The sequence below is a fragment of the Actinomyces sp. AC-20-1 genome, from assembly GCF_023369555.1.
Taxonomy (GTDB): domain Bacteria; phylum Actinomycetota; class Actinomycetes; order Actinomycetales; family Actinomycetaceae; genus Actinomyces.
This window is the reverse complement of record NZ_JACJVC010000011.1, coordinates 1-25,692: the sequence shown is the minus strand read 5'-3', so window position 1 is coordinate 25,692 and position 25,692 is coordinate 1. Positions and strand designations below refer to the sequence as shown.

19 protein-coding genes are annotated in these 25,692 nt (G+C 73.7%); 9 read left to right on the top strand and 10 right to left on the bottom strand.

The features are described 5' to 3' along the window. Nucleotides 1-24: 24 nt before the first annotated feature. From H6X67_RS07585 to proC, 7 genes are all read right to left on the bottom strand, one after another. Nucleotides 25-1,224 (bottom strand): Gfo/Idh/MocA family protein, encoded by a 1,200-nt coding sequence (locus H6X67_RS07585; RefSeq protein WP_249368382.1) that lies wholly within the window; start codon nt 1,222-1,224, stop codon nt 25-27. Next, nucleotides 1,221-2,258: a DMT family transporter gene (locus tag H6X67_RS07580; RefSeq protein ID WP_249368384.1), complete on the bottom strand. Its 1,038-nt coding sequence runs from the start codon at nt 2,256-2,258 to the stop codon at nt 1,221-1,223. Before H6X67_RS07580 ends, H6X67_RS07585 begins: the two co-directional genes overlap by 4 nt. A gap of 5 nt (nt 2,259-2,263) precedes the next feature. Continuing rightward, nucleotides 2,264-3,130 (bottom strand): carbohydrate ABC transporter permease, encoded by an 867-nt coding sequence (locus H6X67_RS07575; RefSeq protein WP_249368386.1) that lies wholly within the window; start codon nt 3,128-3,130, stop codon nt 2,264-2,266. After that, a complete protein-coding gene (locus tag H6X67_RS07570) occupies nt 3,123-4,082 on the bottom strand; it encodes a carbohydrate ABC transporter permease (protein ID WP_249368388.1) in 960 nt (319 codons plus the stop codon). Before H6X67_RS07570 ends, H6X67_RS07575 begins: the two co-directional genes overlap by 8 nt. Beyond that, the gene (locus H6X67_RS07565; protein ID WP_249368390.1) at nt 4,082-5,377 is read right to left on the bottom strand and encodes an extracellular solute-binding protein; all 1,296 of its coding nucleotides are present in this window, start codon (nt 5,375-5,377) and stop codon (nt 4,082-4,084) included. Before H6X67_RS07565 ends, H6X67_RS07570 begins: the two co-directional genes overlap by 1 nt. A 41-nt stretch (nt 5,378-5,418) precedes the next feature. Further along, a complete protein-coding gene (locus tag H6X67_RS12010; protein ID WP_311765842.1) occupies nt 5,419-7,746 on the bottom strand; it encodes an ROK family protein in 2,328 nt (775 codons plus the stop codon). Nucleotides 7,747-7,894: 148 nt separating this feature from the next. Next, nucleotides 7,895-8,848 (bottom strand): pyrroline-5-carboxylate reductase, encoded by a 954-nt coding sequence (gene proC / locus H6X67_RS07550; RefSeq protein WP_283251350.1) that lies wholly within the window; start codon nt 8,846-8,848, stop codon nt 7,895-7,897. Nucleotides 8,849-8,881: 33 nt separating this feature from the next. Here proC and H6X67_RS07545 point away from each other — a divergent pair, with 33 nt between their 5' ends. Then, nucleotides 8,882-9,952: a PfkB family carbohydrate kinase gene (locus H6X67_RS07545; RefSeq protein ID WP_249435491.1), complete on the top strand. Its 1,071-nt coding sequence runs from the start codon at nt 8,882-8,884 to the stop codon at nt 9,950-9,952. On the opposite strand, the gene H6X67_RS07540 is transcribed toward H6X67_RS07545, so the two are convergent. Together H6X67_RS07540 and H6X67_RS07535 are read right to left on the bottom strand one after the other, a co-directional pair. Then, a complete protein-coding gene (locus H6X67_RS07540; RefSeq protein ID WP_249369847.1) occupies nt 9,928-10,674 on the bottom strand; it encodes a TSUP family transporter in 747 nt (248 codons plus the stop codon). The two genes, H6X67_RS07545 and H6X67_RS07540, sit on opposite strands and share 25 nt — an antisense overlap. 99 nt (nt 10,675-10,773) lie before the next feature. Further along, complete coding sequence (locus H6X67_RS07535) at nt 10,774-12,204, bottom strand: alpha-amylase family glycosyl hydrolase (RefSeq protein ID WP_249369845.1); 1,431 nt, start codon at nt 12,202-12,204, stop codon at nt 10,774-10,776. Between the two features lie 17 nt (nt 12,205-12,221). On the opposite strand from H6X67_RS07535, the gene H6X67_RS07530 reads away from it, so the two are divergent. The 6 genes from H6X67_RS07530 to ndk all read left to right on the top strand — a co-directional run bounded on the left by H6X67_RS07530 (nt 12,222) and on the right by ndk (nt 21,034). Next, the gene (locus H6X67_RS07530) at nt 12,222-12,986 is read left to right on the top strand and encodes an SDR family NAD(P)-dependent oxidoreductase (protein ID WP_249369842.1); all 765 of its coding nucleotides are present in this window, start codon (nt 12,222-12,224) and stop codon (nt 12,984-12,986) included. A 483-nt stretch (nt 12,987-13,469) separates the two neighbouring features. Further along, nucleotides 13,470-16,838, top strand: coding sequence for an isoleucine--tRNA ligase (gene ileS / locus H6X67_RS07525; protein WP_249435490.1), 3,369 nt, complete (start codon nt 13,470-13,472; stop codon nt 16,836-16,838). A 145-nt stretch (nt 16,839-16,983) separates the two neighbouring features. Next, entirely contained in the window at nt 16,984-18,804 is a 1,821-nt protein-coding gene (locus tag H6X67_RS07520) for a bifunctional folylpolyglutamate synthase/dihydrofolate synthase (RefSeq protein ID WP_249368531.1), read from the top strand. Between the two features lie 137 nt (nt 18,805-18,941). Beyond that, nucleotides 18,942-19,604, top strand: coding sequence for a dihydroxyacetone kinase subunit DhaL (gene dhaL, locus H6X67_RS07515; RefSeq protein WP_249368532.1), 663 nt, complete (start codon nt 18,942-18,944; stop codon nt 19,602-19,604). Nucleotides 19,605-19,608: 4 nt separating this feature from the next. After that, complete coding sequence (locus H6X67_RS07510; protein WP_249368533.1) at nt 19,609-20,463, top strand: PTS sugar transporter subunit IIA domain-containing protein; 855 nt, start codon at nt 19,609-19,611, stop codon at nt 20,461-20,463. 76 nt (nt 20,464-20,539) lie between these two features. Beyond that, nucleotides 20,540-21,034 (top strand): nucleoside-diphosphate kinase, encoded by a 495-nt coding sequence (gene ndk, locus H6X67_RS07505; protein ID WP_249368534.1) that lies wholly within the window; start codon nt 20,540-20,542, stop codon nt 21,032-21,034. Nucleotides 21,035-21,176: 142 nt separating this feature from the next. Here the strand turns inward: ndk and H6X67_RS07500 are convergent, their stop codons facing one another. Continuing rightward, nucleotides 21,177-22,922 carry a choice-of-anchor M domain-containing protein gene (locus H6X67_RS07500; RefSeq protein WP_249368535.1) on the bottom strand — a complete coding sequence of 582 codons (1,746 nt, stop codon included), beginning with the start codon at nt 22,920-22,922 and terminating at the stop codon, nt 21,177-21,179. A 306-nt stretch (nt 22,923-23,228) separates the two neighbouring features. On the opposite strand from H6X67_RS07500, the gene H6X67_RS07495 reads away from it, so the two are divergent. Continuing rightward, nucleotides 23,229-24,662: an alpha/beta hydrolase gene (locus H6X67_RS07495; protein WP_249368536.1), complete on the top strand. Its 1,434-nt coding sequence runs from the start codon at nt 23,229-23,231 to the stop codon at nt 24,660-24,662. A 71-nt stretch (nt 24,663-24,733) separates the two neighbouring features. Next, on the top strand, nt 24,734-25,692 hold a 959-nt coding region (locus H6X67_RS07490), incomplete at its 3' end, for a chromosome segregation SMC family protein (protein WP_249435489.1).

Here is a 25,692-nt window from a genome sequence, read left to right as displayed (position 1 = left end):
GTCGTACGCTGCGGGCGACCGCTGTCAGGTCGTGGAACGCGTACCCACCCTAGGCTCGGGCACCGGCAGCAGGCCGCCACCGTGCATGGAGCGGCGCGCCAGGACCCCGGCGGCCACGACGTCGCGGGCCGTGCGCGCGCTCGTGCGCGGCGCCGTGCCGTCCAGCACCGCGGCGGCGAAGTCCGCGAGCATGGCGGCGTCGGCCGCGTCGTGCGCGCCCGACCGGCCCTCGCAGACCGGGGCCGTCGCCCCCCGGCCCTCGACGAGCGGCAGGCGCAGGTCCGGCTCGGCGTCGAAGCCGTGGCGCCGCCGGTTCCACACGAGGACCTCTCCCTCGCCCGCCGAGTCCCCCACGTTCTCCATCCGGCCAGCGTCCCCGATGACCGTGTAGGAGCGCCAGTAGTCCGGGGTGAAGCAGCACTGCTGGTAGGCGCCGAGCACGCCGTGCGAGCACACGAGGTTGACCAGGGACAGGTCCTCCACGTCCATCGCCGGGTTGACGTCCGTCAGCGCCGACGGCGGCCAGTGCGTGACGTCGTTGACCACCTCGGGCACGGCCCGCCCCTCGGGCCGTGGCTCGCAGCCGTGGTAGACGGCGTTCGTGCCGATGGCCTGGACCGCCTGGATGCTCGTGCCCAGCACGTGGCTCATGGCGTCCAGGTCGTGGCAGGCCTTGTGCACCAGCAGCCCGCCCGAGAGCGCCGACTCGGCGTGCCAGTCGCGGAAGAAGTAGTCGCCGCCGCGCCCCACGAAGTGACGCACCCAGAAGGCGCGTGGCGTGCCGATGAGGCCGTCCTCGACCACCTGGCGCATGACCTCGACCACGGGCATGAAGCGCATGTTGTGCCCCGCGTACAGCAGCCGCCCCGAGGCCTCGGCGGCGGCCAGCAGCGCGTCCGCACCCTCGATGGTCGTCGCCAGCGGCTTGTCCACAAGGACGTGCAGGCCGGAGCGGAGCAGGGCCGTGCCGACCTCGGCGTGCGTCCAGTCCGGGGTCAGGACGAGCGCCGCCTCGGCGCCCGCACCGGGCACGTCCCCGGCCAGCAGGGAGTCCAGGTCCGCGTGCAGGCGCGCCGCGGGCAGCAGGGCGGCGGCGCGCTCACGGGCCGCGGGGGAGGGGTCGACGACGGCGACGACCTCGAGCCGCCCGGCAGCGGCGGCTGCCGGGACGACCTCGGTGAAGCGCTGTCCGGCTCCGACGACGGCGGTGCGCAGGCGGGTCACGGGGCATCCTCCTTCGGTGAGTGGTCAGCGGGCCCGGGCGCGCCGATGACGGCGGCCGTGCCCGCCAGCGTGACGGCGACGGCGAGCCACTGCAGCAGCGAGGGCCAGGCCCCCAGCCCCAGGCCGGCGGTCTCGACGGCGACGAGCGGGCTGACGGCCAGGCCGAGCAGGCTCACGGGGTGGGCGCCGACCTCGGCCAGCAGACGGTGCTGGATGAGATAGAGGGGAAGGTAGACGAGCAGGCCGAGCGCGGCGAGCACGGCCAGCGCCGACGGCGTGAGCCGGGCTCCGCGGAGCAGGTCGATGACCGCCCACGCGGCCAGGGGCACCAGGCCCCACGCGTAGACCGGGGTGATGACCGGAGCCATGGGCCCGCGGTAGCCGCGGGTGAGGGCCGCGAAGGCCACGGTGTAGACGCTCATGAGGAGCACGGCCCCCACGGCCAGCAGCACGCCGAGGGCGCTGACAGTGCTGACAGTGCTGACAGGGCTGGCAGTGCCGGCAGCGCTGGCGCCGCCCGGCCCCTGGGAGCCGGCGAGCAGGAAGAGCGCGCCGCCGGCCACGGCGGTGAGCGTGCCCAGGGTCCTGATCCGGCCCGGGCCGCTGCGCCGGCGCAGGCAGACCAGCGCGAGCACCCACAGGGGCCCGGTGGACACGATGAGGGAGGGCAGGAGCGTGCCGGACACCCGCACGGCCACGGTGGACAGGGCCGTGTAGCCGCTCACGCCGGCCACCGACAGCACCGCGGCCTGCCAGGGGCGCAGCGGGCCGGCAGCCCGCGGGGCGCTCGCCCCGGCCGGGGCTCCGGCACCGCGGCGGGCGCTGCGCGCGTGGTGCGCGCTCAGCAGCCATAGCGCCACCACCGTGAAGCCCACCCGCCCGGCGGACACGACGGCGGTGCTCGTGCCGTCCAGGGCCACGCGCACCGCCAGCCACGTGAGCGAGAGGAGGATGACGAGGGCCACCGCGAGCACGACAAGCCGTGCGCGGGCGCCGCCGGGGGCCCGCACACGGCTCGTGGACGTCGTCGTCACCCCTCTCAGCCCTTGACGCCCGAGGAGGCCAGGCCCTCGATGACGCGCTTCTGCATGGTGAAGAACAGCAGGAAGATCGGCGCCATGGCCATGGTCGAGGCCGCCATCATGAGCGTGTAGTCGGTCGAGTGCTGGCCCGCCAGGGTCGCGATGCCCACGCTCAGCGGCATGTTCTCCTCGCGGCTGGTGACGATGAGCGGCCACAGCAGGTCGTTCCAGGACCACAGGACCGTCGTGATCATGACGGCGAAGAGGCTGGGGCGCACGAGCGGCAGCATGATCCGCCAGAAGATCTGCCACTGGTTCGCACCGTCCAGGCGCGCCGCCTCCTCCATCTCGTTGGGCAGGCCCATGAAGGCCTGGCGCATGAGGAAGGTGGCGAAGGCGGAGAACAGGCCCGGGGCGACGATGCCCCACGGCGTCTCGAGCAGGCCCAGGTCGCGCACGATGCGGTACTGGCCGATGAGGTAGGACTGGCCGGGCACCATGAGGATGAGCAGCAGCGCCCCGAACAGGATCCCGCGGCCCCGGAAGGGCATCCGGGCGAAGGCGTAGCCGGCCATCGAGGCCAGCACCACCTGCCCGGCGGTGCGCGCCACCGTGATGAGCACGGAGGTGCCGAACTGCTTGAGGAACGGCAGCTTGGTGAAGACCTCCGCGTAGTTCTCCCAGTGCAGGGTGTCCGGGACGAGGGTCGGGGGCACGCTGCGCACCTGGGCGTCCGTGGCCACGCTCATGAGGAGCTGGTACACGAAGGGGAAGACCATGACGAGCCCACCGGCCAGCAGCACGAGGTGCACGAGCCAGTAGCGCCGCTGGGTGCGCAGCACGCGCCCCAGGGACAGGCGGGAGGCCCTGCTGCGCTCAGACATAGTGGACCCACCTCTTCTGGCCGATGAACTGGATGAGGGTCACGACGGCGACGAACAGGAGGATGACGACGGCGATGGCCGCGCCCTCGCCCTGCGCCGAGTTCTGGAAGGCCTGCCGGTAGAACAGGGCGACCAGGGAGCGCGTGTGCGGCTCGGCGGGGTTGCCGCGGTCGATCATCGCGTACAGGGCGTCGAAGAGCTGGAAGCCGCCGATCGTCGTCATGATCGTGAGGAAGAAGATCTGCGGGCTCAGCAGCGGCACCGTGATGGAGCGGAACTGGCGCCACCCGGAGGCGCCGTCGATGGAGGCGGCCTCGTAGAGCTCGCGCGGGATCGCCTTGAGCCCGGAGGACAGGATGATGACGTTGAAGCCGATGGAGGCCCACACCCCGAAGATGGCCACGGCCACCAGCGCCCAGCCGGGGGTGACGAGCCAGTAGGGCGGGTTGGCGACCCCCACGCTCTTGAGCAGCTGGTTGAGCAGGCCGAAGTCGCCGTTGAGGACGATCTTCCACACCTGCGCCACCGCCATGGGCATGGCCAGGTACGGCATGAAGTACATGGTGCGGTACAGGCTCTTGAGCCGCAGGCCCGGCAGCTCGATCATCGCGGCGATGCCGAGGGACAGCGGGATGCCCAGGAGCACCAGCGCGGTGTAGATGAGCGTGTTGCGGATCGCCGAGGGCAGGTCGCCCGAGCTGAGCAGGTCGGTGTAGTTGTCCAGGCCGACGAAGGTGGCGTTGCCGCCGAAGGCGTTGGTCCGCTGGGTGGAGACGATGAGGTTGGTGAGGATCGGCCAGTAGTAGAAGACCGTCACGCCGAGCATGAGCGGGCCGATGAAGAGCACCGGCCACGCCCCGACCCGGGAGGGGCCGCGACCGGCGTGCGTCCCCTCCCGGCGGGCCCGGGCACCCCCACCGGCCGAGGCGGCCGTGATGGAGGCGGCGGTCATCACTCCTCCTCGGCCAGGGCCTCGTTCATGAAGGCGGCGAGCTCGGTGGCCGCCGTCGTCACGTCGGTCTCACCGGCGAAGGCGGGGTTGAGGTACTCGACCTCCTTGTCGGCCCACACGCTCGTGTTCTTCGAGACGGGGTAGGCGACCGAGTACTTCTCGGCGGCGTCGACGAAGACCTGGCAGTTCCAGTCCGGGTAGGCGTCGACCCACGGCTGCTGCGTGCCCGTGAAGGCGGGGATCGCCGTGCCGTTCCTGCCCTCGACCTCCTGTGAGGCCTTCGAGGCCATGTGGGTGGTCAGGGCCTTGGCGGCCGCCAGGTTCTTCGACTGGGCGGAGGCGGTCCAGGCCAGGCCGTGGATGACGGTGGCCTGCTTCTCCTTGGAGGGCATGTCGATGACGTCGACGTCGGTGGTCTCGCCGGAGAAGGACTCGACGACCTCCGGGCAGGTCCAGTCACCGGCCCAGAACATGGCGGACTTGCCGTTGTTGAACATGTCCAGCGGCTTGGTGTCGGTGACGACGGCGGGCGGGGCGACGGAGCCGTCGGCGATCCACTCGGCCCAGCACCTGAGGCCCTCGATGGACTTGGGGTCGTCGAAGCCGGACTTGCCGTCCCTGATGACGAAGCCGCCGGCCTGGAGCATCGTGTTGTAGTAGGTGCCCTGGCCGTCGCCGTTGACCGTCGTGGCGCAGCCCCAGATGCCCTGGTCCTTGCCCCAGTCGCTGATGGCCTTGGCCTTGGCGTGGAAGTCGTCCCAGGTCCAGCCGGACTGCGGCAGCTCGACGCCGGCGGCCTCGAAGATCTTCTTGTTGAGGAAGACGCCGATGGTGTCGTAGTCCTTCGGGATGCCGTAGTGGGTGCCGTCGTAGGTGTAGAGGTCCACGAGGGAGGCCGGGTAGCTGTGCCACGGGACGTCGCCGTCGACGGGGGCGAGCATGCCGTTGGAGGCGTAGAGCTGGATGTTGGGGCCGTTCATCCACAGGACGTCGGGCATGGTCCCGCCCTCGGCCTGGGTGCGCAGCTTGGTCCAGTAGTCCTTGTAGACGGTGAGGTTGGTCGTCACCGTGATGTTGGGGTACATCTCCTTGAAGGAGGCGATGTTGGCCTCGACGGTGGGCGTCTGGTTCTTGTCCCAGTAGGCGAGGGTGAGCTCGGCGGTGGTGTCCGCGGTGAGCTCGCCGCCGTCGGAGGAGCCGGATCCCGACGAGGAGCCGGAGCCGCAGGCGGCCAGGGTGGTGGCGACGGCGACCAGCGCCGAGCCGGTGAGGAAGTGCCTCCGGTTGAGGGTCATGGTGTCTCTCCTTGGGTGGGGTGGGCTGGGCCGTCCTTGGCTCAGACCCGGTTCTGGTTGTGGGTGAAGTAGGCGACGAGCTCGGGGTCGAGCTCGGGGACGCTGCGCGGGGTGGAGCCGTCGCGCAGGGAGCCGGCGGCCTGGATGCCGGCGGCCACCGCGTACCAGGCGCCCAGCGGGGAGGTGTCGGTGGCGGCCCCCTCGCGCACGAAGCGGATGAACTCGGTGATGGTCAGGACGTCGGCGTCGCCGTGGCCACCGGCGTCGCCCAGGATCGGGAAGGTCTCGTCGCCCTCGGCCCGGTAGTCGGAGCGGCGGTTCCACAGGCGGATGACGCCGCCCTCGCCGTCGCCGAAGTTCTCGATGCGGCCCTCGGTGCCGATGACGGTGTAGTTGCGCCAGTAGTCGGGCGTGTAGTGGCACTGCTCGTAGGAGGCGTAGACGCCCGAGCTCATGCGCATGAGGACCATGGACAGGTCCTCGACGTCGATGACGGGGTTGAGCTCCTTCTGCGCCAGCGGGGGCCAGTGCTCCTCGCTGAACCAGTCGCTCATGAGGCGGTCGGAGTTGTCTGCCCGGTCGGTGACCCGGTCGTAGACGGTGAGCCCGCCCATGGCGACGACCTCGGTGGTGTGGGCGTCGGCGAGCCAGTGCATGACGTCGATGTCGTGGGCGGCCTTCTGCAGCAGCAGGGTGTTGGAGCGGGAGCGGTCGGCGTGCCAGTCCTTGAAGTAGAAGTCGCCGCCGTGGCCGACGAAGTGGCGGCACCAGATGGCCTTGACCTCGCCGATGCGCCCGGAGCGGATGATGTCGCGCATGGTGCGCACGACGTTCATGTGGCGCATGTTGTGTCCGACGTAGAGCCGCGTGCCGGTGCGGTGGGCGGTGGTGAGCACGCGGGTGGCGTCATCCAGGTCGGTGGCGAGCGGCTTCTCGAGGTAGACGGGCACGCCGGCCTCGAGCAGGGCGCAGGTGACCGCGGCGTGGGTGTCGTCGGGGGAGGTGACGAAGGCGACGTCGATGCCGGTGGCGATGAGCTCGTCAACGGTGGAGGTGATGACGACGTCCTCGGGCTCACGGCGCAGGCGTGCGCGCACGCGCTCGGCGACGAGCGGGTGGGGGTCGCAGACGGCGACGATGCGCCCGTTGTTCTGCTCCAGCTCGGCGGCCAGCGTGAAGGTGGACCGGGCTCCGACTCCCACCACGCCGACGTGCAGCGTGCGGGTGGGGGTCTGGTGGGTGGTGGTCATGGTGGAGTGCCGGCCTTTCTCGAGCGTGGACTGGATGAGTGAGGTGCCCGTGAGGGCCACGGGGCGGGGGAGGGCGGCGCCGGTCAGGGCCCGGTCGGCGGTGGCGAGGGCCCGGTGGAGGGCTCCGACGACGCCGGCCGCCCAGCCGAGCTCGCTGACCTCCGCGGCGAAGGAGGGCGAGGAGGGGGTCCTCAGGGCGCTGAGCGCCTGCAGGACCCGGGTGACGGTGGCGCGGGAGGACTCGGAGGGTGAGGACAGGACGATGGCGTCGGGGTCGACGACAGCGCCGACGCTGGCGACGGTGAGGGCGACGCGCGTGATCCAGGTGTCGGTCACGAGGGTCTGCTCGTCCAGGCGCAGGTCGAGGAAGTCGGCGATCTCGCCGGCGTTGAACTCGTGCCCGCGGTGGATGGCGCCGCCCAGGACGAGGCCGGTGTGCAGCCCCCGGGCGAGCTGGACGAAGAGCAGGTCCCCGTTGGGGCGGATGCGCCCCTCCTGACGGCGGGCGTGGAACTCGCCGAGGGCGGCGGCGTTGATGTCGTTGTCGACGACGGCGGGCACGCCCAGCTCCTCGCCCAGGCGCTGGGCGAGGGGGAAGCCGGTCCAGGCGGGGGCTAGGTCGGCCTGCAGGACGGTGCCGTCGTCGCTGACCCGGCCGGTGGCGGAGGCGGCGACGGCGCGCAGGGGCCCGTGGCCGCTCAGTCCGGCGGTGAGGTGGCGGACGGTGGTGGTGACGGCCTCCAGGCGCTCCTCCGCGGAGGCCGTGGGCAGGGCGATGTGCCGTGCGGCGAGGACGTGGCAGCGCATGTCGGCGGCGGCGACGAGGGCGGAGGCCGGCAGGAGGTCGAGGCCGACGACGGTGCCGGCGTCCTGGCGCAGGTCCCAGGTGCTGGCGGGACGGCCGACGCCCTGCTCCTCGGGCTCGGACTCGGTGGTGACGCCGGCGGAGGCGAACTCGGAGAGGATCTCGGTGACCGTGGGGCGGGAGTAGCCGGTGGCGGTGGCCAGCGCGCTGACGGTGACGGGCGCGCTCGTGCGCAGGGCGGCGAGGACGGCGTCGGACTTGTCCGACCGGTCCTTGGGGCGGCGGCGCAGGGGGCCGCTGTGCTGTGTGCTCATCCTTGAGCCCTCCTCGTGGTCGCGTGGGGTGGCGCAGGTCACGAACTCGAGACGCAAGGGAGTTTAGCAATATTCCTTCGTAATGCAATGAGGGTCGGTGGTTGAGATCACGTCCCCGCTGCCGGCCCCCATGAGAAGGGGCCCTGCGTCAGGCCCCCAGCTCCCGGTCGCGCGCCACCGTCGCCCTGAAGCCCTCGATGACCGCGCTGGAGAACCCCGCCCGCTCCATCGCCACCAGCCCGGCGACCGTCGTGCCCCCCGGTGAGCACACCGCGTCCACCAGGTCCGCCGGCGTGCGCCCGCCCCCGGCCCGTGAGGCCGCCTCCGCCTGCACGGTCAGCGCCGAGCCGAGCACCGCCTGGGCCACGATGTCCACCGCCTGCGCCTTCGGGACGCCCGCCAGGACCCCCGCCCGCGCCAGGGCCTCGATGAAGGTGAGGACGAAGGCGGGGGAGGAGCCCGCCAGCCCCACGAAGGCCGGGAAGTCCCGCTCGGCGATCCGGGTGGTGCGCCCCACCGCCCCCATGAGCCCCTCGACGAGGGCCAGGTCCTCCTCACCCGCCCCCGAGCCCGCCGCCAGCGCCGTCATCGACGCCCCCACGGCCGCCGCCATGTTCGGCATCGCCCGCACCGCGCGCGAGCCCTCGGGCAGCATCGCCTCCAGGCGGGCCAGGGGCAGGCCCGCGGCCAGGGACACCACCAGCGGGCGCCCGGCCAGCGCCTCGCGCAGCTGCTCGAGCACCACCGCCACGACGTGCGGCTTGACCCCCAGGACCACGACGTCGCTGGCGCGCACGAGGTCCGGGGCCTGCGCCACGTGCTCGACGCCCTGCCCGGCCAGCTCGGCCGCGAGGGCTGCCGCCGAGCCGTGCGGGCTCGTCACCAGCAGGCGGGCGGCTCCCGGGCCCCGGGTCAGGCCCGCGGCCACCGCCCCGCGCACGATCGCGCCCGCCATGCTGCCCGCACCGAGGAAGCCGAAGGTCGTGCCGGGCGGCACCGCCGCGGAGGACCGCCCCTCCGGGAAGGGCCGTGGCTCCTGCGCCGCCTGGGCGTCCTGGGCTGTCGCTGCTTCCTGAGCCGCCTGCGCGTCCTGAGAGGTCATGAGAGCCAGGCTACCGGCCGCTATCCTCCCCGCGTGAGCAGCCCCCGCACCGGGCCCCGGCCCGAGCGCCCCGTCCTCGTCGTCGGCTCCGCCCTGGAGGACGTCCTCGTCACGGTCCTCGGCCTGCCGGCCCACGGCGGGCACACCTGGGCCCAGCCCGTCGCCCAGGGCAACGGCGGCACCGGCCTCAACGTCCTACGGGCCACGGCCGCCCTGGGCTGCACCCCTCTGAGCGCCCTCGCCGTCGGCTCCGGGCCCAGGGGCGCGCGGATCGCCCACGAGCTCCACGCGCTCGGGACCGCCCTGCCCGACGGCGCCCCCACCCTCCTGCCCCTCCACCCGGCCGACAACGGCACCTGCCTGACCCTGCTCACCCCCGACGGCGAGCGCACCTTCGTCACCACCCCCGGCTGCGAGATGGACTGGTCCGCACCCAGGCTCACCGCCCTCGACGCCGCCCTGGCGCGCGCCCTGGCCGGGCGGTCCGGTGAGCGCCCCGTCGTCTACGCCTCCGGCTTCCAGCTCCTCGCCGACGGCCACCACCTCCTGACCTGGCTCGAGGGCCTGGACGCCACCGTCGTCATCGACCCCGGAGGGCGCGTGGCCGACCTCGCCGCTGACGCCCGCCTGCGCCAGCGGGTCCTCGCCCGCGCCGACGTCCTGGCCGCCAACGAGGAGGAGGCCGACGCGCTCCTCGCCCGCGACCCGGCCACCGTCCGCCTGGACGCGCTCGCGGCCCTGGCCACCGCCACCGGCACCGATGTCGTCCTGCGCCAAGGGGCCGGCGGCGCCGCCTGGGTCCCCTCCGACGGCACCCGGGTGCTCACGGCACCGGCCGTGCCCGTGGAGGTCGTCGACACCGACGGGGCCGGGGACGCCCACACCGCAGGCGTCGTCGTGGGCCTGGCCCGGCACCTGCCGCCCGAGCGTGTGCTCGCCCTGGCCAACCGGTCGGCGGCCCGCGTTGTGGCCGGGCGGGGGCCTCAGGGCCTGCCGGTGAGCCACCGGCCCGGAGCCAGGGCCTCAGTCGGCAGCGCCGGGCGCGTGCCCCAGGCGCGCACCCGCGCTGAGGAGGACGCTCAGAGCGCTGAGACCACGAGGTAGAGCGCGGAGACCACCGTGAGCACGGTGACGATCCTGCCGAACAGGTCCGGGTCCATGCGCGCCGCCAGCCAGCGCCCGCCGAAGGCCGAGACCAGGACCACCGGGACGAGCACGACGTCGACCCACAGGGTCTCGGGCTCGATGACGCCCAGGGCGATGGAGAAGGGCAGCTTGACCACGTTGACGATGAAGAAGAACCAGGCCGAGGTCCCCAGGAAGGACGTCACCGCGAACTGGGAGGCCAGCAGGTACATGCTCATCACCGGCCCGCCGGCGTTGGCCGACATCGTCGTGAAGCCCGCCAGCGTGCCGTAGACCGCCCGCCCCACCCGGCCCTGGACCCGGGCGGGCTCCGGGCGCCGCATGAGCACCAGCGTCACCGCGATGAGCACCAGCAGGAGCAGGCCGATGAACACCTTCGTCAGCCGGTCGCTGGCCACCGCGAGGAAGGCGGCGCCGGACACCACCCCGACGAGGACCCCGGGCACGAGCCGGCGCAGGGTGCCCCAGTCCGCGTCGCGCCGGTAGGTGGTGATCGCCACCATGTCCGCCACGAGCAGCAGCACGAGGATCGTGCCCGTCGAGGCCCGGGCGGGCAGCACCGCGGCGAAGAGCGCCACGGACAGGGTCGTCGCCCCGGGCAGGGCCGTCTTCGACACGCCGATCGCCACCGCGCCGACGACGAGCAGGGCCCAGGCGTCCAGGGACAGGGAGGACAGCACCGCACCAGCCTAGAGGCACTGGGCCCCGCGCCCTGCCGTGCTGCCCGAGGTTCCGCCCGGTCCGCCCAGAAGGGGGACGGGCGCAGCGCGTGCTGAGGCTCAGCCCAGGACGGCCCAGCCCATCGGCGGCAGCGCCACACCGTCGTCCACCGGACGCGCCGGCTCCAGGCCGTGAGCACCGGCCAGCACCCGGCCCCGGCCACCGGTCGGCAGCCACGCCGGCTCCTGCTCCAGGCTCAGCGCCAGCACGACGCCCTCGGCCTGAGCGCCCTCGCCGGCGACGCCTGCCTCACGCGGGCGCAGCGCCACCGACAGCAGGCGGTTGTCCAGGTGCAGGCGCTCGAGCACGGCGTCGTGCAGCCACGGCAGGCGCCGGCGCAGGGCGATGAGCTCGGCGTGCAGGTGGCGCGTGGGCGCACCGGGGCTCTCCTCGCCCCACGGCGCCGGCGGCAGGGGCGCACGGATCGCGTCGTCACCACCCAGGCGCTCCTCCTTGACCGCCTCCAGGCCCTCCTCGTCCCCGTAGTACACCGCCGGCGTCCCCGGCAGCAGGAGCAGCAGCGCCAGGGCGTGGCCCAGCAGGCGCCGGTCGCCCAGCGCGGAGGCGATGCGGGTGGTGTCGTGGTTGCCGACGAAGGTCCACGGCACGAAGCGCCCCAGCATCTCGGCGTGGCGCGTGAGCGTCCAGTCCAGCTCGAAGAGGTTCGCGTCCGCCAGCGAGTGCCACACCGCCTGACGCAGCTCGTACTGCGTCACCGCGTCCATCCCCGAGGCCTCCACCACGCCCGCGTAGTCGCCGTGGATCACCTCCCCGTAGACGTACACCTGCGGGAAGCGGTCGCGCACCCGCGGCAGCACCGAGCGCCAGAACACCGGGTCCACCGCGTAGGCGGCGTCCAGGCGCCAGCCGTCCACCCCGCGCTCGCACCAGTGCTCCATCACCCCGGCCACGAGCCCGGCCACCTCGGGTGAGGCGTGGTTGAGGGCCGGCAGCCAGTCCTGGCCCTCGAAGCGCTCATAGCCGGGGGCCGTGCCCGGCACCCACGCCTCCTCGCCGCCCGGCCAGGTGAGCCGGTACATCCCGGCGCTCGCGCAGGACGGCCCCTCCTGCGCCAGCCGGGCGAAGGCCGGGTGGGCCAGACCCGTGTGGTTGAAGACGCCGTCGAGCATGACCTTGACGCCGCGCGCGTGCGCCTCGGCGATGAGCGTGACCAGGTCCTCCTCCGTGCCCAGCCGCGGGTCCACGCGCAGGTAGTCCACCGTGTCGTAGCCGTGGGACATCGAGTCCAGCACCGGCCCCAGCTGGAGCACGTTCGCCCCCAGCCCCACGAGGTGGTCCAGCCACGGCACCAGCCGCAGCAGACGGTGCTCGGCGGCCACCGCGCCGGCGGGCGACGACGGGCCAGCGGGGTCGCCGTCGGGACGCAGGGGCTCAGCCCCCACCGCCCCCAACGGGAACACGTGCCAGGCGATCGCGTGCCGCACCCAGGCGGGCTCGCGCGGACCGGGGGAGACAGCCTCGTCACTCATCGGGCAAGAATACGACCATGACCCCCAGCGCCACCGCCCCTGCCGCCCGCCGCGCCCTCGTCACCGGAGCCTCCACCGGCATCGGCGCCGCCACCGTCCGCCTCCTGCGCGCCCACGGCTGGGACGTCGTCGCCACCGCCCGCCGCACCGAGCGCCTGGAGGCACTGGCCTCCGAGACCGGCTGCCAGTGGGTGGGCGCCGACCTCCAGGACCAGGACGACGTCGACCGCCTCGCCGCCCGGGTCCTCGACGGCGGCCGGCTCGACGCCGTCGTCAACAACGCCGGAGGGGCCCTGGGCACCGACCCCGTCGCCCACGGCAAGGTCCAGGAGTGGCTCACCATGTACGAGCGCAACGCCCTCGCCGCCCTGCGCGTGAGCCAGGCCTTCCTGCCCACCCTGCGCGAGCACGGCGGAGACCTGCTCTTCCTCACCTCCACCGCCGCCCACGACACCTACCCCGGCGGGGGCGGCTACGTCGCCGCCAAGCACGCCGAGAGGGTCATCGCCACCACCCTGCGCCAGGAGCTCGTCGGCGAGCCGGTGCGCGTCATCGAGATCGCCCCCGGCATGGTCGCCACCGAGGAGTTCTCCCTCAACCGCTTCCACGGGGACCGGGCCCGCGCCGACGCCGTCTACGCCGGGGTCGAGGCGCCCCTCGTCGCCGAGGACGTCGCCGAGTGCGTCGCCTGGACCCTCGAGCGCCCCGCCCACGTCAACATCGACAGCCTCGTCGTGCGCCCGCGCGCCCAGGCCACCAACACCCTCGTCGCCCGCCACTGACGCGGCCACTGACACGGCCTCCGACACGGGCACTGACGCGGCCCGGAGCCCCCGGCGCCCTGCAGGCACGGCCGTCGGCACGGCCGCCGTCGAGGGCGCGCCGGGACAGCCGCCCGCGGCGCTGCCGGTCTCCCCACCGGTGGGCCGGTGTGTCCAGGACGACTCCCCACCGCGGCGCCCGCGGCTGGCCCGCGCTCGCGGGCCCTGGCTAGACTCGCCGCAACCAGGCACTGACCCGGCCGGGCGCCCACGCACCCGGGCATCACCGGCGAGCCTCCCGGAAGAACAGGCCGTCCCCGGACGCGCCCCACTAGACCCGGGCGGGAGGGGCCCGCACAGCCCCCAACGAAGCGGTCCCGGAACGCCGCGCCAGCGGCGCCCGGGGCAAGCGAGGTGGTACCGCGGTACCGCCGCCCCACCTGAGGGACGGGGCGGTCGGCGTCGTCCTCGTGACACACGGACGTTCACGAGAGAGACACACCGATGGCCCAGCCCACACCGGCCGCCCCCGCCGGCGACTCCTTCCACCCCCAGGGCTACCCCCTGCACCGCGACGGCCAGGGCGTGAACCCCTCGCCCTCCTTCCCCGCCCTGGAGGAGGAGGTCCTGGCCTACTGGAAGCAGGACCGCACCTTCGCCGAGTCCATCGCCCACCGTCCCGCCTACGACGCCGACGGCAACCCCAACGAGTTCGTCTTCTACGACGGCCCGCCCTTCGCCAACGGCCTACCCCACTACGGCCACCTCCTGACCGGCTACGTCAAGGACGCCGTCGGCCGCTTCCAGACCCAGATGGGCCGGCGCGTCGAGCGCCGCTTCGGCTGGGACACCCACGGGCTGCCCGCCGAGCTCGAGGCCCAGCGCGAGCTCGGCATCGACGACGTCGGCGAGATCACCCGCCCCGGGGGCCTGGGCATCCAGGCCTTCAACGACGCCTGCCGCACCAGCGTGCTGCGCTACACCCGCGAGTGGGAGGACTACGTCACCCGCCAGGCCCGCTGGGTCGACTTCGACAACGACTACAAGACCCTCAACCCCGACTACATGGAGTCGGTCATCTGGGCCTTCAAGAGCCTCTACGACAAGGGCCTGGCCTACCAGGGCTGGCGCGTCCTGCCCTACTGCTGGAACGACCGCACGCCCCTGAGCAACCACGAGCTCAAGATGGACGACGACGTCTACCAGGACCGCCAGGACAACACCGTCACCGTCGGCCTGCGCCTGGTGACGCGTCTGAGCGAGACCCCCGCCGCCGACGGCAGCGACCGTCCCGAGCTCGCCCTCATCTGGACCACCACCCCCTGGACCCTGCCGTCGAACTCCGCCGTCGCCGTCGGCCCCGAGGTCGAGTACAGCGTCGTGCGCGTCGCCGCCGACCTCGACTCCCCGCTCGCAGGCGAGGACGTCATCATCGCCAGCGACCTCGTGGCCGCCTACGCCCGCGAGCTCGGTGAGGACCCCGAGGTCATCGCCACCCGCACCGGCGCCGAGCTCGAGGGCACCGCCTACCACCCGGTCTACGACTACTACGACGACGACGCCCACCGGGCCGAGGGCGCCGCCCCCGGCCCCGCCGCCTGGACGATCCTGCTCGCCGACTACGTCACCACCACCGACGGCACCGGGCTCGTCCACCAGGCCCCCGCCTTCGGTGAGGACGACATGCTCATCTGCCAGGCCTACGGCATCGGCACCGTCATCCCCGTCGACGACGGCGGCGTCTTCACCTCCGAGGTCCCCGACTACGCCGGCACCCAGATCCTCGACGCCAACAAGCAGATCACCATCGACCTGCGCGACGGCACCGGCCCCCTGGCCCGCCGTGACGCGGCCGTGCGCGCCGTCCTCGTGCGCCAGCAGTCCTACGTGCACAGCTACCCGCACTGCTGGCGCTGCCGCCAGCCGCTGATGTACAAGGCCGTCTCCTCCTGGTTCGTGCGCGTCACCGCCATCCGCGACCGCATGGTCGAGCTCAACCAGCGGATCACCTGGGCGCCCGAGCACATCAAGGACGGCATCTTCGGCAACTGGCTCGCCGGCGCCCGCGACTGGTCCATCTCGCGCAACCGCTTCTGGGGCGCGCCCATCCCCGTGTGGGTCAGTGACAACCCCGAGTACCCGCGCACCGACGTCTACGGCTCCTTCGCCGAGCTCGAGGCCGACTTCGGCGTCAAGGTCGAGGACCTGCACCGCCCCTTCATCGACACCCTCGTGCGCCCCAACCCGGACGACCCCACGGGCCAGTCGATGATGCGCCGCATCCCCGACGTCCTCGACTGCTGGTTCGAGTCCGGCTCCATGCCCTTCGCCCAGGTCCACTACCCCTTCGAGAACGTCGACTGGTTCGAGTCCCACAACCCCGGCGACTTCATCGTCGAGTACATCGGCCAGACCCGCGGCTGGTTCTACACCCTGCACGTGCTGGCCACCGCCCTGTTCGACCGGCCCGCCTTCACCTCCGTCATCTCCCACGGCATCCTCCTGGGAGAGGACGGGCAGAAGATGAGCAAGTCCCTGCGCAACTACCCGGACGTCAACATGGTCTTCGACCGTGACGGCGCCGACGCCATGCGCTGGTTCCTGCTCGCCTCGCCGGTCGTGCGCGGAGGCAACCTCGCCGTCACCGACCAGGCGATCCGCGACACCGTCCGCCAGGTCCTCCTGCCCCTGTGGAACACCTGGTACTTCTTCGCGCTCTACGCCGGCCGGGCCGAGGGCGGCACGGGCCACACCACGCCGGGCGTGGACCTCGACGACGCCTCCCTGTTCGGGGCGCGAGGGCGCCTGGCCGTCATGGACCGCTACGTCCTGGCCCGCGTCAAGGACCTGGCGGAGACGGTCGGCGCCCAGATGAGCGCCTACGACATCACCGGCGCGACCGCCACCGTCCGCGAGTTCATCGACGTGCTCACCAACTGGTACCTGCGCACCTCCCGCACGCGCTTCACCAGCGACGACGCCGGAGTGGCCCGACCGGCCTTCGACACGCTGGCCACCGTGCTGCGCGTGCTCACCGAGGTCATGGCCCCGCTCGCCCCGCTCGTGAGCGAGGAGATCTGGCGCGGCCTGACCGGCGGGCGCTCCGTGCACCTGACCGACTGGCCGGTGCTGCCCGCCCACGTCGCCGACGCCGCCCTCGTGGCCGCGATGGACGAGGCCCGCGACGCCGTCTCCGCGACGCTCAGCCTGCGCAAGGCCGAGAGGCTGCGCGTGCGCCAGCCGCTGCGCACCCTCACGGTCGCCACCGCCGACCCGGCCGGCCTGGCCCCCTTCCGCGCCCTCATCGGCGAGGAGGTCAACGTCAAGGAGGTGCGCGTCCTGGACGCCGCGACCGCCGGCTACGAGGTCCACGAGGAGCTCACCCTCAACCCGCGCGCCCTCGCCCCCGAGGTCCGCAGGATGACGAGCCGGCTCTTCGCCGCCGTCAAGGCGGGGGAGTGGACCCTCACCGAGGACGGCGACGTGCGCTTCGACGCCCTGCTGATCGACGGCGTGCCCGTGGTCCTCGAGGCCGAGGAGGGCGCCTTCACCCTCACCAGCCGCATCGACGTCCACGACGACTCCCTGTCCGCCGCGATGCTGCCCTCAGGCGCCTTCGTCGTGCTCGACACGGCGCTGGACGAGGCGCTCGAGGCCGAGGGCTGGGCCCGCGACCTCATCCGCCTCATCCAGGACGAGCGCAAGGCCTCCGGCCTGACGATCGGTGAGCCGGGCGCCGTGACCCTCACGGTCCCGGCGGAGCGACAGGCCTGGACCGGGGCGCACCTGAGCCTCATCGCCTCCGAGACGCTCTGCTCCGTGCAGGTCGTCGTGGGGCCGGGCGAGGCCAGCGCGGTGGTGACCCGGGCCTGAGTGTCACGATCCAGGCCATTGCGTGAACCCCATTCTCCGGGCGGGGCCCCCGCGCCGCGTCATCACGCGGCCGGCGGCGCGCCACCGGAGGGCGGGGCGGGGCAGTGGCCTGGATCGTGACAACCGACGACAGCAAAGGATGAGCATGCACAAGCACGAGGGCGCCGCGTTCGGCATCCCTGAGGGAGCCACCGGCGAGGAGGTCGTCGACGCCGTCTTCGGCGACGGCCTGCACGAGGGCGGCCTGGCGGCGCTGCACCGCCAGGCCACGGGCACCGAGGGCGTGGACCCCGAGCTCCTGCCCTACATCCAGGCCGCTCACGCCCCCGGCCTGTCCGTCACCGACGTGCGCGAGGCCGGTGCCGGGGACGCCGAGCGCGAGGCCGCCCAGGAGGCCGAGGACCTGCAGGCCCTGCGCGAGCTCGTGGCCCGCAACATGATCGGCGCTGACAGCCTCGACGAGCTCGACGCCCTGCTCGCCGAGGTCGACGAGGACGACTCCGACGACTGGGAGCAGTGGGAGAGCGTCCTGCCGGACTCCCCCGACGAGCTTGAGGCGCACCGGGCCTCGCTGCTGGCCGCCGCCCGCGCCGTGGAGGTCTCCGAGCGCATGCGCCAGGTCGAGGCCGAGATCCTGGCGCGCGCGCCCGAGCACAAGGTCCAGCCCTCCCTGTCGCGGGTCGAGGCCGTCCTCGACATCCTCGGCCACCCCGAGCGCAGCTACCGGGTCGTCCACGTCACCGGCACCAACGGCAAGACCTCCACCGCCCGCATGACCGAGCGCCTCCTGGCCGCCACGGGCATGCGCACCGGTCGCTTCACCAGCCCCCACCTGGCCACGGTCCGTGAGCGCATCAGCCTCGACGGTGAGCCCGTCAGCGAGGAGGGCTTCATCGCCGCCTGGGAGGACGTCGAGCCCTACGTGCGCATGGTCGACGAGCGCTCGGTGGCCGAGGGAGGGCCGCGCCTGAGCTTCTTCGAGGTCCTCACCGTCATGGCCCTGGCCGTCTTCGCCGACCACCCGGTGGACGTCGCCGTCATCGAGGTCGGCATGGGGGGCACCTGGGACTCGACGAACGTCGTCGACTCCGAGGTCGAGGTCATCACGCCCATCGGGCTGGACCACGGTGCCTGGCTGGGCAGCACCCTGCGCCAGGTCGCCCAGAACAAGGCCGGCATCATCAAGGACGGCGCCACGCTCGTCACCGCCCTGCAGCCGGCCGAGGCCCAGGAGGTCATCGCCGCCGCGGCCGGGGAGCACGGCGTCGTGTGGCGCCGCGAGCTCGACCCGGAGGAGGACCCCGAGGCCCCGGGCGCGGGCACGCTGCGCGTGCTCGACCGCACCCTCGCCGTCGGCGGGCAGATGGTGAGCCTGGCGACCCCCGCCGCCGTCTACGAGGACGTCTTCGTCCCCCTGCACGGGAGCTACCAGGCGCGTAACGCGCTGCTGGCCCTGGCGGCCGCCGAGGCCGTCTTCGCCGGGAGGGCCCTGCCCGCCAAGGTGGTCGAGGACGGCTTCGCCTCGGTCACGAGCCCGGGGCGGCTCGAGGTGCTGCGCTCCTCCCCGACGGTCCTGGTCGACGCCGCCCACAACCCGCACGGCGTGAGCGCGCTCGTGCCCGCGGTCGAGGAGGCCTTCGGCTTCCAGCACCTCGTGGCCGTCATGGGCATCATGGCGGACAAGGACGCCGAGGGCGTGCTGTCCGTGCTCGAGCCGGCCACGGACGCGGTGGTGGTCGTCCCGGTCGACTCCCCGCGGGCGATGGAGGTCGAGGACCTGGCGGCGGTGGCGCGGGAGGTCTACGGCGAGGACCGGGTGGTCGTCGCCGACGACCTGGCCTCCGGCATCGAGCAGGCCGCCAGGCTCTCGGAGGGCTCCGGGGCGCCCCTGACGGCCTCCGGGGTGCTCGTCCTGGGCTCGGTGGTGCTCGCCGCCGAGGCACGCGCGCTCTTCGGCCGGTCCTGAGCCGGCCCCGCTCCTGTCTCGGTGCGGGTCGGAGTCCGGTCCGGTTCAGTGCGGGCCGCGCCCCGGCCGGGGAGGGCGTGGAACAATGGGCCCAGCCATGCGCGCGAGCGCCACGCCGTCCCCTCGAAGGAAGCACGATGCCTCTTGACGCCTCCTGGGCCGAGTCCTGGATCCGCCTGTCCGCACAGGTCGTCGCCGAGCACCGCGAGGAGCTCACCGCCCTCGACACGGCCATCGGCGACGGCGACCACGGCACCAACCTTGAGCGCGGCATGCGCGCCGCCGTCGCCGCCCTGGAGGACGCGGGTGAGCTGCCCACGCCGGGGGCTGTCCTCAAGCTCACCGCCACGATCCTCATCTCGACGGTCGGCGGTGCCGCCGGCCCCCTCATCGGCACGGCCTTCCTGCGCGCCGCCCGGGAGGCCGACGCGCCCGTGCTCGACGCACCGGGCGCCGCCCGGATGGTGTCCGCCGCCTGCGAGGGCGTCCTCGCCCGCGGGCACGCCGAGGCGGGGGACAAGACCATGGTGGACGCCTGGGCCGCTGCCGCCCGCGCCGCCCAGGAGGCCGTGACCCGGGTGGGGCAGTGCGAGGACGCTCCGGCCGCGGTCCTCGAGGCGGCCGCGGAGGCCGCCGCCGCAGGGGCCAGCGCCACCGAGCCCATGCGGGCGCGCCGGGGACGCGCCTCCTACCTGGGTGAGCGCTCGCGCGGGCACCGGGACCCGGGCGCTGAGTCCACCTCCCTCATCCTGGCGGCCGCGGCCCTCAGCGCCCGGCGGGCCTGCGAGGTGAGGGACTGAGACGGTGAGCGCCCTGCCCTCCTGCGCCGAGCGGCCCGGCACGGCCCCAGCTGGCGGTAGGGCCGTCGTGCCGCCGGCACCGCCGCCCGGTGACGGCCGGCCCCTGACGGCGGTCCTCGTCGTCTCCCACTCGAGCCGGCTGGCCGAGGGCGTGGTGGAGATCGTCGCCCAGATGACCCCGCAGGTCCTCGTCCGGGGTGTGGGAGGCGGCCCCGACGGCGGCGTCGGGACCGACCCCGTGGCCGTCGAGGCCGCGGTGCGCGACCTGCTCGCCGCAGGGCACCAGGTGCTCGTCACCACGGACCTCGGCAGCGCCCTCATGGTCGCCCAGATGGCGGTCGAGACGGTCCTGGGGGAGGACGGGGCGACGGGGCCCGGTGGAGCACCGGGCAGCGACGCGACGGGGCTCGCGCTCGTCGTCGACGTCCCGGTGGCGCAGGGCACCCTGGCGGCCGCGGTGGAGGCCGCCTGCGGCGCGGACGTCAGGGCCTGCGCGCGGGCGGCCCGCACGGTGGTGTCGATGTGGAGCGACGAGGTCCGGCCGGGCGCACCCGCCGCGCAGGAGGAGCCGGCCGCCTCACGCCCCCTGTACGTGAGCGACCCCGCCGGCCTGCACGCCCGGCCCGCGGCCACGTTGGCGGTGCTCCTGGAGACCGAGCGCTCACACCTGTGGGTCGAGGGCCGACCCGCCACGACGATGTCGCAGCTCCTGGTCCTCGGCGTCACGCGCGCGGGATGGGTCGAGGCGACGGTCGTCGGTCCAGACCCCGGTACGACCCTCGACCGCGTCCAGAGCCTCCTGGACGCCCATGAGCACGCGGGTGCCGCCCAGGTCCCTGAGCCGGCCCGCAGCCGCTGAGGGACGGGGCCCAGCCCTCGCCACAGCCCCGACCATGTCCGACGACGACGTCCACCACACGCACTCTTGGAGAGCCATGAGCACCACCGCACCCCAGTCCACCACCCCGGCCGCCGACGGCGCGGCCCCGAGCACGCCCCGCAGCAGGGTCCTGGTCCTGCTCAAGCCCGACGCCGTCGAACGGCACCTGACCGGCGAGGTCCTGCGCCGGATCGAGGCCAAGGGCTACGAGGTCACCGCCCTGCGGATGCTCCAGGCCGGCCCCCGGACGCTGGCGGAGCACTACTGCGAGCACGTGAGCAAGCCCTTCTACCCGGGCATCGTGCAGTACATGACCCGCGGGCCGGTCGTCGCCGCCGTCGTGGAGGGGGACCGCGTGGTCGAGGGCGTGCGCTCCCTCATGGGGGCGACGGACCCGACGACCGCGGCACCGGGGACGATCCGCGGGGACCTGGGACGCGACTGGGCGGGACCCGCCATCGAGAACCTCGTCCACGGCTCCGACTCCCCGGCCTCGGCCGAGCGGGAGATCGCCATCTGGTTCCCCGAGCTCGCCGCCCCGGCCTCCTGAGCCGGTCCGCGGGCCTCGGACGGGACCGCCCGGGGCCGCCGGGGCCGGTCCGCAGGCAGGGTCCCGCTCACACATGAGCCGGTGGCGAGGACTGTGGTGTCCTCGCCACCGGCTCATGTCGTCACCCGGGGCAGGGCCGGTGTCAGGCCTGCCGACGGCGTGCGGCCAGGAAGGCGGATCCCCCGGCGAAGGTCGCCAGGCTCATGCCGACCAGGGTCATCGTCCCCGCGCCGGTGCGGGCCAGGCCCGAGCCGCCGCCCGTGCCGGAGCCTCCGCCGAGGCCCGAGCCCGCTGCGCCGCCACCCGCTGCCAGGGGGGCGCCTCCCGGGGTGCTGGCCGTGGCGCTCGCGCTGGGCGTGGCGCTCGCGCTGCCGGTGGGGCTGGGGCCGGTGCTGGCCGTGCTGCTGGGCGTGGCGCTCGGGTCACCGCCGGGCGCCGAGGTGGCGGGGGCGCTGGTGCTGGGGGCGCTGGTGGGCTCGGTGCCGGCCGTGCTGCTGGCGGTGGCGGTCGGCTCCGGGGTCGGGGCGCTCTCGCCCACGACCCACGTGTACGTGGCCGGCTGGGAGGTCACGGTGTCGCCGCTCTCCAAGGACTCGCCCTTGGCCCGCACCGTCATGGTGTACGTGCCCGGCTTCTCGAAGAGCCAGTTGGTGTGCACGTGTCCGGGGTCCTCCATGTGGATGACCTCGCCGTCGTTGAGCTCGTACTTTCCTGAGACCAGCTGAGAGCTCAGAGCGCTACGGGCGGTGGTGAAGAGGAAGACGCGGCCGGGGCCGGTGACGTCCACGAACTCGATGTCGACGGTGGGGAAGTCCGGCTCGGCCGAGAAGGTGTCCCAGCCGGGGAAGGGGGCCTCCTGCTGGTTCTGTCCGCTCTCGGGCAGGAAGTAGCCCGAGGGCACGAGAGCCGAGGCCAGATCCCCCTTGAGCTCGCGACGCGTGCTCTCGCCGACGACGACGGTGACGTCCTCCGGCTGGCGCACGACCATCTTGCCGGTGGACTCGTCCTTGGCGGCCATGACGAGCCTGCCGTCCTTGGCGATGACGCTGAAGAGGTCGACGTGGCCGTGGGTGAGGCGGTAGGGCTCGTGGGTGTCGAAGACGCTCGAGGAGGGCGTCGTCGGCTCAGTGGTGGGCTCGGTACCCGGCTGGGTGCTGGGCTGGGCGGTCGGAGCGGGGGCCGTGGTCGGCTCCGTGCCCGGGGCCGTGGTCGGCTGGGAGGGTGCCTCGGCGCGCGTGTCCTGCGCGTTGCGCTCGACGCGGAAGGCCACGGTGAAGGGCTCGGAGGCGACCTCCGTGCCGTCGGCGCGCGTGCCGACGGCCATTCCGGTGAGCTGGTACTCGCCGGCGTGGGTGAAGAACCAGTGCGCGTGCTCGTGACCGGTGATGGGCAGACTGGCGCCCGTCACGACATCGTAGGAGCCGTCGGCAAGGTAGGCCTGCCTTGGGTCAGTCTCGTCATCGATCGAGGAGTTGCCGGCGAGAAGCACTCGGCCCGGGCCGGTGACCTTCGTGAAGTCGATGCGCATCGACGCGAAGTGTCTCCTGAACCCGGGGGCGTTCCACCCGGGCTCGAACCACCCGCTGGCCAGGGCGCCACTGAAGTACCCCTCCACGGGCCCGTCGAACGGGCCGGTGAGCTCGTGCTCGGTGCTGTAGGTGGAGGCCTGGATGCGGAAGATGGTGTCGCCCGGGGTGTAGCGGTCGCCCCTGTTGTCGACCACGACTTCTGGGACGCCGCCCTCCGTGAGGATGTAGAAGGCGTCGGTGTGTCCGCTCTCCAGAAGGATCCTGTTGTCCGCCTGGGCCGCGGGCGCCATCGCGCAGACGATGAGCGCCAGCAGGGCGGTGAGTACGGCCAGTGGCCGTGTGGTGGTTGCTGCTCGCATGTCGGTCTTTCCAGCCGGGAACGGCGCGGGCCGTGCGGGGCCTGCGCAGCCTGGAGCGGGGTGCTCCGGTCCACCCGTATAGTATCGATAATGAGAAGCACTACCAAACAAGTGTCGTGATGCTGACGCATGGTGCCGACCCGCCGCGCACCTGCGGATCACGCGATCGCTCAAGGACAACGTGTGTGTCGTTGGACAACGTGTGTGTCGCCTGTAGGTGGTCCTTGGGGGAGCAGGTTGTCCTTGGGCGGAGAGGTTGTCCTGGGAGCGGCAGGTTGTCCACGCGTGGGCGCTAGGCTGCGGCGCGTGAGTGAGAGACCCGGGCTCCAGCAGCTGAGCGAGCGGCCCGACCCTCGGCGGCGCAGCCCGAGGCGCCCCGGTGCCAGGCGAGCCGGTGCCCGGCCGCGCGGGCCCCGCCGTCGGCCCCTGCTGGGACGCACCGCCCTCGCCCTGGCCGCCTTCCTCGCGCTCGCGGCCCTGGCCGAGCTCGTTGAGGTCCCCGGCCTGTCCTACTCGCTCATGCTCGGCACCTGGGGCCTCGGCATCCTCGTCGCTCTCCTCCTGCTCACCCTCCTCGCCCTCGCCGCAGCCCTCCGCTCCCACCGCCCCGACAGCGCCCACCACGCTGACCCTGCCGTCCGTGCCGGTAGCGCCCACCGTGCCGGCCGCGTGCGCATGGCCCCCGGCACCCGGCTGCGCGCCGCCACCGCAGCCCTGCTCGCGCTGGCCACCGCCGTCACCGGGGGCGTCGGCACCGCCCAGCTCTCCTACGTCACCGCCCAGGGCACCGACGTCGACCTCCTCGCCCTGACCGGCATCGGTCAGGCCGGCTCCGCCCCCGACCTCGAGCCCCTCGTCCTCGACGACGCCGAGACCGGCCAGCTCCTGCGCGCCGGCGTCTGGTACCCCCGCAGCGCCGACGGCACCCCCCTCACCCCGGACCAGGTGCGCGCCGCCCACCCCGAGGGCGTGCCCGTCGTCGTCCTCGTCCACGGCGGCGGCTGGTCCAACGGCAACCGCCTCAACCCCATGACCCGGGGCCAGGCCGACTGGCTCGCCCGCCAGGGCTACCTCGCCGTCGCCGTCGACTACCCCCTGTCCACCACCGCCCAGCCCACCTGGCAGCTCGCCGAGTCCCGCACCGCCTGCGGCCTGGCCTGGGTCGCGGCGCACGCCGCCGACTACGGGGGCGACGCCCAGCGCCTCGCCCTCGTCGGCGACTCCGCCGGAGGCCACCTCGCCCTCAACCTCACCTACCGCCAGGCCCTGGGGACCCTGCCCGACTACCCCGCCGCCTGCGGGGGCCGGGTCCCCGGCATCGACGCCGTCCTCACCGAGTACCCCATCGCGGACCCCGTCGGCTTCCACGACAACCCCGACCTCGTCATGGGGCCCTTCGTGTCCGAACGGGCCCAGCGCTACACCGGCGGCACCCCCGCCGAGGTCCCCGAGCGCTACGAGGCCATCGACCCCGTCCGGCTCCTGCGGCAGGTGGCCGGTGCCGGGCTCGCAGCGGGCCTGCCGCCCACCCTCGTCGTCGCCGGGGAGCGCGACCACGTCGTCCCCGTCGCCGGGGCGCTCGCGCTCGACGCCGTGCTGACCGAGGTCGGTGCCGCGCACGAGACCCACGTCGTGCCCTGCACGGACCACGTCTTCGACCTCAACCCCGGCTCGGCCGTCTCCCAGATGTGGCGCCACCGGGCCCTGGCCGTCCTGAGGGAGGCCGGGCTGGGGGTGTGAGCCACGTGCGCCGGGGCGGGCCCACCCGTCCCGGCGGGCGCCCGGCCGCGCGCGACGGCTATCGTGAGCCCGTGCACCTCAAGACGTTGACGATCAAGGGCTTCAAGTCCTTCGCCTCGTCCACGACCCTGCGCCTGGAGCCCGGCATCACCGCCGTCGTCGGCCCGAACGGCTCGGGCAAGTCCAACGTCGTCGACGCCCTCACCTGGGTCATGGGCGAGCAGGGCGCCAAGAGCCTGCGCGGCGGCACCATGGCGGACGTCATCTTCGCCGGCGCCGGCTCGCGCCCCGCCCTCGGCCGCGCCGAGGTCTCCCTCACCATCGACAACACCGACGGCGCCCTGCCCATCGACTACAGCGAGGTCACCCTCACCCGCACCCTCTTCCGGGGCGGCGGCTCCGAGTACCGGATCAACGGCAGCCCCTGCCGCCTCCTCGACGTCCAGGAGCTGCTGAGCGACACCGGCCTGGGCCGCCAGATGCACGTCATCGTCGGCCAGGGCCAGCTCGACGCCGTCCTGACCGCCACCCCCGAGGAGCGCCGCGGCTTCATCGAGGAGGCCGCCGGCGTCCTCAAGCACCGGCGCCGCAAGGAGCGCGCCCTGCGCAAGCTCGACGCCATGGCCGCCGACCTCACGCGCCTGACCGACCTCACCACCGAGCTGCGCCGCCAGCTCGGTCCCCTGGCCCGCCAGGCCGCCGTCGCCCGCCGGGCGCGCACCATCCAGGCCGAGGTCCGCGACGCCACCGCCCGCCTCCTGGCCGACGACGTCGTCCAGACCCAGTCCCTGCTCGAGGCCGGGCACGAGGACCAGGCCCTCCTCAGACGCCGCAGGGAGGCCGCCGAGGAGCGCGAGCGCGTCGCCCGCGCCCGCCTGGCCGGGCTCGCCGCGGCCGAGGCCACCAGTGGCCAGCGCCTGGCCCGCGCCACCGGCGTGTGGGAGGAGCTGACCGGCGCCGCCCAGTCCTTCTCCGCCCTCGCCGACGTCGCCGCCGAGCGCGTGCGCGGCCTGGCCGGCATGCCCCGCCC

What these genes read in the sequence shown, in the direction of transcription:
- H6X67_RS07520 (WP_249368531.1), top strand. Translation starts at nt 16,984, where the DNA reads ATGCACAAGCACGAGGGCGCCGCGTTCGGCATCCCTGAGGGAGCCACC.
- ndk (WP_249368534.1), top strand. Translation starts at nt 20,540, where the DNA reads ATGAGCACCACCGCACCCCAGTCCACCACCCCGGCCGCCGACGGCGCG.
- H6X67_RS07500 (WP_249368535.1), bottom strand. Translation starts at nt 22,922, where the DNA reads ATGCGAGCAGCAACCACCACACGGCCACTGGCCGTACTCACCGCCCTG.
- dhaL (WP_249368532.1), top strand. Translation starts at nt 18,942, where the DNA reads ATGCCTCTTGACGCCTCCTGGGCCGAGTCCTGGATCCGCCTGTCCGCA.
- proC (WP_283251350.1), bottom strand. Translation starts at nt 8,848, where the DNA reads ATGACCTCTCAGGACGCGCAGGCGGCTCAGGAAGCAGCGACAGCCCAG.
- H6X67_RS07535 (WP_249369845.1), bottom strand. Translation starts at nt 12,204, where the DNA reads ATGAGTGACGAGGCTGTCTCCCCCGGTCCGCGCGAGCCCGCCTGGGTG.
- H6X67_RS12010 (WP_311765842.1), bottom strand. Translation starts at nt 7,746, where the DNA reads ATGAGCACACAGCACAGCGGCCCCCTGCGCCGCCGCCCCAAGGACCGG.
- H6X67_RS07565 (WP_249368390.1), bottom strand. Translation starts at nt 5,377, where the DNA reads ATGACCCTCAACCGGAGGCACTTCCTCACCGGCTCGGCGCTGGTCGCC.
- H6X67_RS07575 (WP_249368386.1), bottom strand. Translation starts at nt 3,130, where the DNA reads ATGTCTGAGCGCAGCAGGGCCTCCCGCCTGTCCCTGGGGCGCGTGCTG.
- H6X67_RS07570 (WP_249368388.1), bottom strand. Translation starts at nt 4,082, where the DNA reads ATGACCGCCGCCTCCATCACGGCCGCCTCGGCCGGTGGGGGTGCCCGG.
- H6X67_RS07530 (WP_249369842.1), top strand. Translation starts at nt 12,222, where the DNA reads ATGACCCCCAGCGCCACCGCCCCTGCCGCCCGCCGCGCCCTCGTCACC.
- ileS (WP_249435490.1), top strand. Translation starts at nt 13,470, where the DNA reads ATGGCCCAGCCCACACCGGCCGCCCCCGCCGGCGACTCCTTCCACCCC.